At 60.7% G+C, this 6,174-nt stretch carries 4 protein-coding genes; 3 read left to right on the top strand and 1 reads right to left on the bottom strand.

The window, feature by feature from the left end:
• Positions 1 to 1,121: 1,121 nt before the first annotated feature.
• Both QZ292_RS09050 and QZ292_RS09045 read left to right on the top strand, forming a co-directional pair.
• On the top strand, positions 1,122 to 1,745 hold the full coding sequence (locus QZ292_RS09050) for a DUF4924 family protein (protein WP_294600771.1): 624 nt from the start codon (positions 1,122 to 1,124) through the stop codon (positions 1,743 to 1,745).
• A 294-nt stretch (positions 1,746 to 2,039) separates the two neighbouring features.
• Entirely contained in the window at positions 2,040 to 2,333 is a 294-nt protein-coding gene (locus tag QZ292_RS09045) for a hypothetical protein (protein WP_294600769.1), read from the top strand.
• Between the two features lie 1,514 nt (positions 2,334 to 3,847).
• Here QZ292_RS09045 and QZ292_RS09040 read toward each other — a convergent pair.
• Entirely contained in the window at positions 3,848 to 5,572 is a 1,725-nt protein-coding gene (locus tag QZ292_RS09040; protein WP_294600768.1) for a clostripain-related cysteine peptidase, read from the bottom strand.
• Between QZ292_RS09040 and QZ292_RS09035 the strand changes: the two genes are divergently transcribed.
• Complete coding sequence (locus QZ292_RS09035) at positions 5,562 to 5,816, top strand: hypothetical protein (protein WP_294600767.1); 255 nt, start codon at positions 5,562 to 5,564, stop codon at positions 5,814 to 5,816. The genes QZ292_RS09040 and QZ292_RS09035 overlap by 11 nt on opposite strands.
• Positions 5,817 to 6,174: the final 358 nt, after the last annotated feature.

The raw sequence follows: 6,174 nt of genomic DNA, 5'->3' as shown, positions 1-6,174 counted from the left end.
TTGCGCCCTTCGCTGGCGCCGAACTGCAATGGATTTTTCGGCCCGCGCGGCTTTTCGAGCCGTAAGGTAGGGTAAAGGCTGCTTTGTTGGGGTAGGCCCGGCCATTTCGGAGTGCCCGTCGGCACTGTTTATTCCGAGAGGCAACGCAACTGAAAACCGTAGGTGCGGCTGACCGCATCGCTGGGATAGAGCCAAATCACGTTGAAACTCAAGCTCATGCCATTGGTGCCGCTGACCGTCGAAGACCAACTGTAGCCGTTGTTGCCGACGCGGTTCAGTGCGCCCGAGCCCGAACTGCGGTAGCCCGGGGCGCATCCACAGGGTGTTTTATTGGCTGTGTCTACCCTACGCGCGCTTGGGAAATCATATTCAAAAGCGTGGGTTGCTTTTGAATGATTTTCCTGTTAAGGCGTGGCGCGCGGTCGAGCATCGACTGCGCTCGGGCCGGGCAGGCCCCGCGTGCCCGCGGTGGGCAAATGGCCGTATCTGCATGAAGAGACGGGGGATTTTCAAGGGGGATGTGAATCCCCCTTGAATGTGCTCTTTGCCTACTTTCTACCACATAGTAGAAAGTAGGGGCCCCCGCGGCCCGAGCGGAACAGAGAGAAGAGATTGATATAGAACCCAAAGACGACCAGCAGTCCGACACTTGTCGGATAAACGAGCTTTGTCCGCGCGCCTTTGGCGATTCATTTTCTTTCGGCTCACCGCCGAAACAATTGAATCGCCTTTTAAGGCGACGGCGCGCGGGCGAGCTCCGTGTCGGACGGAACTGCCCTACACGGGCGGTGTCCGGCCATATGGCAAAGAAAATCCCAATAAAACACCGGTGGGTGCCCCAGCGGGACGGAGCGATGCTTGCGCATCGCTAAAGCCGCCTCAGCCCCGTTTATTCCGAGAGGCAACGCAACTGAAAACCGTAGGCACGGTTATCCGAAAGACTGGAATAGAGCACTGTTACGTGAAACCCCATGTTCACACCATCGGTACCGCTGACCGCCGAAGACCAACTGTAGCCATTGTTACCGACGACACATAACTCACCCGAATTCTTCAGGCGGAAGCCCGGGGCGGGTAGCGGCTGAAAGTTTCGGAAACGACATGTCCGTAAAATAGATATTATGCTGATAGCCAAGAAAAAACGAAGAGAAAATATCGCCGAATACATCCTGTATCTTTGGCAACTGGAGGATATGTTGCGGGCGCTGGAGCTCTCGCCGGAGCGAATCCGGCAGACGCTCGTCGAGCCGCAGACCGAGCTCGACGACCAGCAGAAAGAGGCCCTGTGGCTGTGGTACACCGACATGGTGAACCTCCTGCGGACGGAGGGCAAGGAGCGGAGCGGCCATCTGGAACACACCCTCCATCTGGTGGCCGATCTGGACGACCTGCATCGCCATCTGCTGGCTTCGCCCGTGGGACGGGAGCAGGGCTACGACCGGGTCTTCGCTCCGCTGGCCGCTGAACTGCCGCGGCTCAAGACCGCCATCGCCGGCAAAGAGGGCGATCCGACGACGATCAGCGATATGGAGGCCTGCTTCCGGGCTCTGTACCTCGCGATGCTCTACCGGCTGCGGCGCAATGCGGCGGGCGAGGACGACTCCTCTCCGGCGGCCGACGAGACCTCCGAAGAGCGCTACGTGCGGGATGTGCTGGAGGTGGTTTCGCCCGTGGTGGCCCGGTTGGCAGCGATCCACGGCGCGGCGGAGCGGGGTGAATTGGATTTATATAAGGATATGGATTGATTCGGAGACGTTTCGCAATAAAAATATCTTTTAATAAGATGAATCATTCGATTTTTGCATCGATTCGAGTCTTTTAGCCAGACGGTCGGCGAAGGGACCGGAGTGTTTGTCGGTTTCGCCCGGTGGCGGAGCTGCAGACAGCGCGTGTACGATAAATTCAGCAGCCCACTGATTCTTAGTTATTTCGGTTTTTCTTTCGCGTCCGTTCTGTGTGTACGGTCGGGTGCGGGAGAAACAATCCAGCGGCTGCAACCGCCTTTTGCCGCACGGATCGTTCGGGGGCGGAGGCCATTTTTGTCCGCCCCGGGCTGTCGCGGTAGCGCTTCGGGCGCGCTGGGCAACATCGGCAACAACGGGTACAGTTGGTCGTCCGCTGTCAGCGGGACTAACGGCGTGTTCTTGAACTTCAACACGCAGAACCTCAATCCCAGCAACGTGAACAACCGTGGCCACGGTCTTCAGTTGCGTTGCCTCTCAGTATTTATCCCCTTCGCCGACTGTCTTTTTTGTGTGATTTTTGACGGAATCGAGAACGTATTTCCAACTCTTATAAATAAACGTGCAGACAGAGAACGGGCCGAAGAATAGGGTAGAGGCTGCCGCAGTGATGCGTGAGCATCGCTTGTCCACGGGACGTGGGGCCCGGCCGGCCCGAGGCCAGTTCCATCCAGTTGGGGTAGAGGCGGCCGATTCCGAGTGCCGGGAGGCACCGCCCGCGCGGCGTAAGCGCAGTACCCTCAAACCACCGCGTGCCGACGCCTTAAAAGGCGATTCAACTGTTTCGACGTAAGCCGAAATAGAATGAATCGCCCAAGGCGCGCGAACAGAGAACGGTTCGAAAATTGGGCTGAGCTGAACGGTGGAAATGCGTAGCATTTCCCGTCCACGGGACGTGGGGCCCGGCCGGCCCGAGGCCAGTTCTATCCGGGGCAAAGCTCGACCGCGCGCGACTGCTGGAGCAGGAAATCGTTAGAACCATGGTGAATGGTTCTAACAAGATTTCCGCCAGTGCGCGGGAAAAATGCGAAACGCGGCGGAGCGACAGCGGAGCCGCAGTGAGGCGGACACGGGGCGGAGAATTGGGGCGTGGATTGGGCTGAACTCTTGCGACTCGAAGAGTCGCGCAGTTCGACGCCAGCGGAGGGCTGCAATCTTCGCGGGCTTGATTGCGCCTCCGCTGGCGCCGAACTGCTTGGCTGAGAGTGTCGTGCGATTCCGCAGGAATCGCCGGCCTCGTCGCCCAGGCGTGAAGCGCCTCGGGGGGATGGGCGACAGGCCGAACGGGGCAGAGAATTGGGCTGAGGATTGAGCTGAGTGCTGTGCGACCCTTTGGGTCGCGCAGTCCGTCGCCACCTCCGGCGGCGGGCTGCAACTCGACGGAGCTCGTTGTGCCCTCCGCTGGCGCCGAACTGCGATGGATTTTCGGTCCGCGCGCCCCTGCGAGTCGGTGCCGCTCGGCACTCGAAAGCTGGCCGTGTCTACCCAAAAGGAATCGCCGGGGGATTTTCAAGGGGGACGAAGTTCCCCTTGAATGTGCTTTTTGCCTACTTTTTACCACATAGTAAAAAGTAGAGGCCCCCGCGGCCAACGCATTCACGTTGCGGCGCGGAGCCTTTATTATTTTCCCGAGACTGACAGCCGCACAACGTTAGGTAAATCGGGTTTTATCCGCGCGCCTTACGCGATTCATTCTATTTCGGCTTGCGCCAAAATAGTTGAATCTCTTCTTAAGGCGTGGCGCGCGGTCGAGCTTCAACTGCGCTCAGGCCGCGCAGGCCCCACGTCCCGTGGACGGGCGAAACTTACGTTTCGCTGCGGCCGTGTCGGCAAAATTGGGGTAGAGGCTGCCGATTAAGGCTGAGGCTGCCATTAAAACACCCTGTGGGTGCCGTTTATTCCGAGAGGCAACGCAACTGAAAACCGCTGGCGCGGGCGTCCACACTGCTATGATGGAGCCACGTTACATGGAAATTCAACTCCAAACCATAGCTGCCGCTGACCGATGCCGACCAGCTATAACCGCCGCTGCTGACGTTACCCGGTGCACCCGAGGCGTTGCCGCGGAAGCCCGGGGCGGCGGCCGGTTAATAAGGCAGAGAGTTCTATCGGGCCAGAGAGCCCATTCCCGAAGCTTCGCTCCAGCCGAAACGCGTGCGGTAGGCCTCCAGCGAAACCGGTGTCGTCGTCCGGGGCAGGTACGAGGAGAGGCCGCTGTGGCTCAGCACGCGGATGGCGCCTGACTGTCCTTCGAGAATCCACGGCGTCGCCGCCGCATAAGGCACCGCTGCCGCCAGCGCCCGGTCGAATTCCGCCACCGCACCCGTGTAGTCCGCCCCGTTCCATGTCCGGTGCATCAGATCGCCCAGATCGTAGAACGTCCCGTTGAAAGAGGTGTAGGTGCGTCCGAACTGCTGTGCCGCCGGAGAGAGACCCGTCGAACCCTTCGGCAGACCGGCGTCGCTCAGCCGTTTCACCGCTTCGGCCAGTGCCGGCAACTCGCTGTTTTTCACCACAGATACCGTTGCTGTCCGGTAGGGGCCGGACTGTTCGTCGTAATAGTCGAAGTAGGTGCGTGCGATCCCCTCGACATCCGCCGTGCCGGCCGAGAACATCGGCCGCAGGATCTCCCGGTAGGGGAAACCGGCTCCCAAAACCTCGGCCACCGAGGCGATCAGGTAGTCGGTGCGGTCGCGGAACTCCCACGCCAGCTCGATGCAGGCCATGTGGCAGGCGTCGAAGAGGATGAAATCGAACTTTCCGAATCCGGCCAAGGCGCGGCTCATCGCGTCGATCTCCATCTCGCTGTTCCCGAAGCTGCTGCTGATGCCGAACGAGTAGCTTGTAATCCCCTCATTTCCAGTCTTTGTCCTGTTCCTTGACGAGGTGCGTGCGCTTTCGCCGATCCCGGCGAGCTTCGAACCGCTCCATCCGGCGTCGTTCCAGGCGGGGACGATCGAGCGCAGCGGCTGGTAGCTCTCTGCGGGCAGCCATCCGGCGCCGTGCGACCAGAAGGCGAGTCCGTAGCCGGCTCCCGGGGCGAGTTCCATGGCGTCGGCCACCACACGGGCCATCACTTCCGGATCGGTCGGGTCCTGCTCCCGGCTGTAGGTTTTCAGCATGCGGCTGGCGATCCGGCTGGTCTGGTCGCCGGTGATGAGCAGCAGCCGCGGGGTCTCGTTGTGGTCGGTCGGCGCCCACCGGCTGGCGGCGGCCACGGGGTGGAGATAGACGACCATTCGGCCTCCTTTTTCCTGCTCGGAGAGCTCGTCCCACGCGGCTTCCATGTCGTTGATATTCTGCACGGCGTAGGGGTAGAGGTTGTTGTCGGCGATCATGTATTCGATGACGGTGCGTCCGGTCGGGGGCACGTCGGGGTTCTGCCAGGTGGCGATGGTGTAATAGTCTCCCGGCGCGAGCCGCAGGGCGTCTGCCTGCACGGCCTGGAGGACTTCCGGGTCGCCCGGTGCCTGACTGCGGCTGTAGGCTTTCAGGAGGGTGCTCCCGAACTGTTCGGGGTCGTCGTCGCGGGCGATCAGCAGGAGTCTCGGCCGTTCGTCGTACTGCGGGTCGGCGGGGGCGTAGATGCTCCCTTTGGCCGGCGGGTAGAGGTAGATGACATGCCGTTCGTTCGCGGCCGGATCGAATGCGGCTTCCAGCCGGTTGATATACTGTGCGGCGGCTTCGTAGCTCTGGTCGGTGGCGATGACGTATTCGACGAGGGTGCGCTGGGTGGTGGGCAGCGGAGCCGGTTCGTCGGGCGTCTTGTCTTTGCAGCTGCCGAGGCCGGCGATGCAGGCGAGAAGAAGGTATATCGGTTTGGTTTTCATCTGTTTTGTTTTCTTTTTTTATGAGGGAGTCGTCAGCGGGTGTTCGGTGTCGGCCCTGCCCGCCCCGGGCTTCCGCGACCTCAACACGGGCGCGCTGAGCTACGTCGGCAACGAGGGTTCCGTCTGGTCGGCTTCGGCTGACGGGATATACAGCGTGCGGGTTCGTTTCTTGACAAATGCAGTTCAACCCGACTATGCGCGCTATCGCGGCCACGGTCTTCAGTTGCGTTGCCTCTCGGAATAAACGGGGGCGGGGCGGCCAATTGGGAGTGCGGCACGCACCGCCCGCCCGGCGGAAGGGCAGTACCCTCAAACCAACCGCGCGCCACGCCTTAACAGGGAAATCGTCAAAACTCGCTGGCGTGTTTTGACTGGATTTCCCCAGGCGCGCGGACAAAACTCGTTTATCCGACAAGTGTCGGGCGGCTGTCCGTCTCGGGAAAATAATAAAGGCTCCGCGCCGTAACGCGAACGCGTTGGCCGCGGGGGCCCCTACTTTCTACTATGTGGTAGAAAGTAGGCAAAGAGCACATTCAAGGGGAATTCACATCCCCCTTGAAAATCCCCCGGCGATTCCCTTTAGGGTAGACACGGCCAGCTTT

The organism is uncultured Rikenella sp., from assembly GCF_910577125.1.
GTDB lineage: Bacteria > Bacteroidota > Bacteroidia > Bacteroidales > Rikenellaceae > Rikenella.
Note: the sequence above shows the minus strand (reverse complement) of the source record. Positions and strands in the feature narration are given on the sequence as shown.

What these genes read in the sequence shown, in the direction of transcription:
- QZ292_RS09040 (WP_294600768.1), bottom strand. Translation starts at nt 5,572, where the DNA reads ATGAAAACCAAACCGATATACCTTCTTCTCGCCTGCATCGCCGGCCTC.
- QZ292_RS09050 (WP_294600771.1), top strand. Translation starts at nt 1,122, where the DNA reads ATGCTGATAGCCAAGAAAAAACGAAGAGAAAATATCGCCGAATACATC.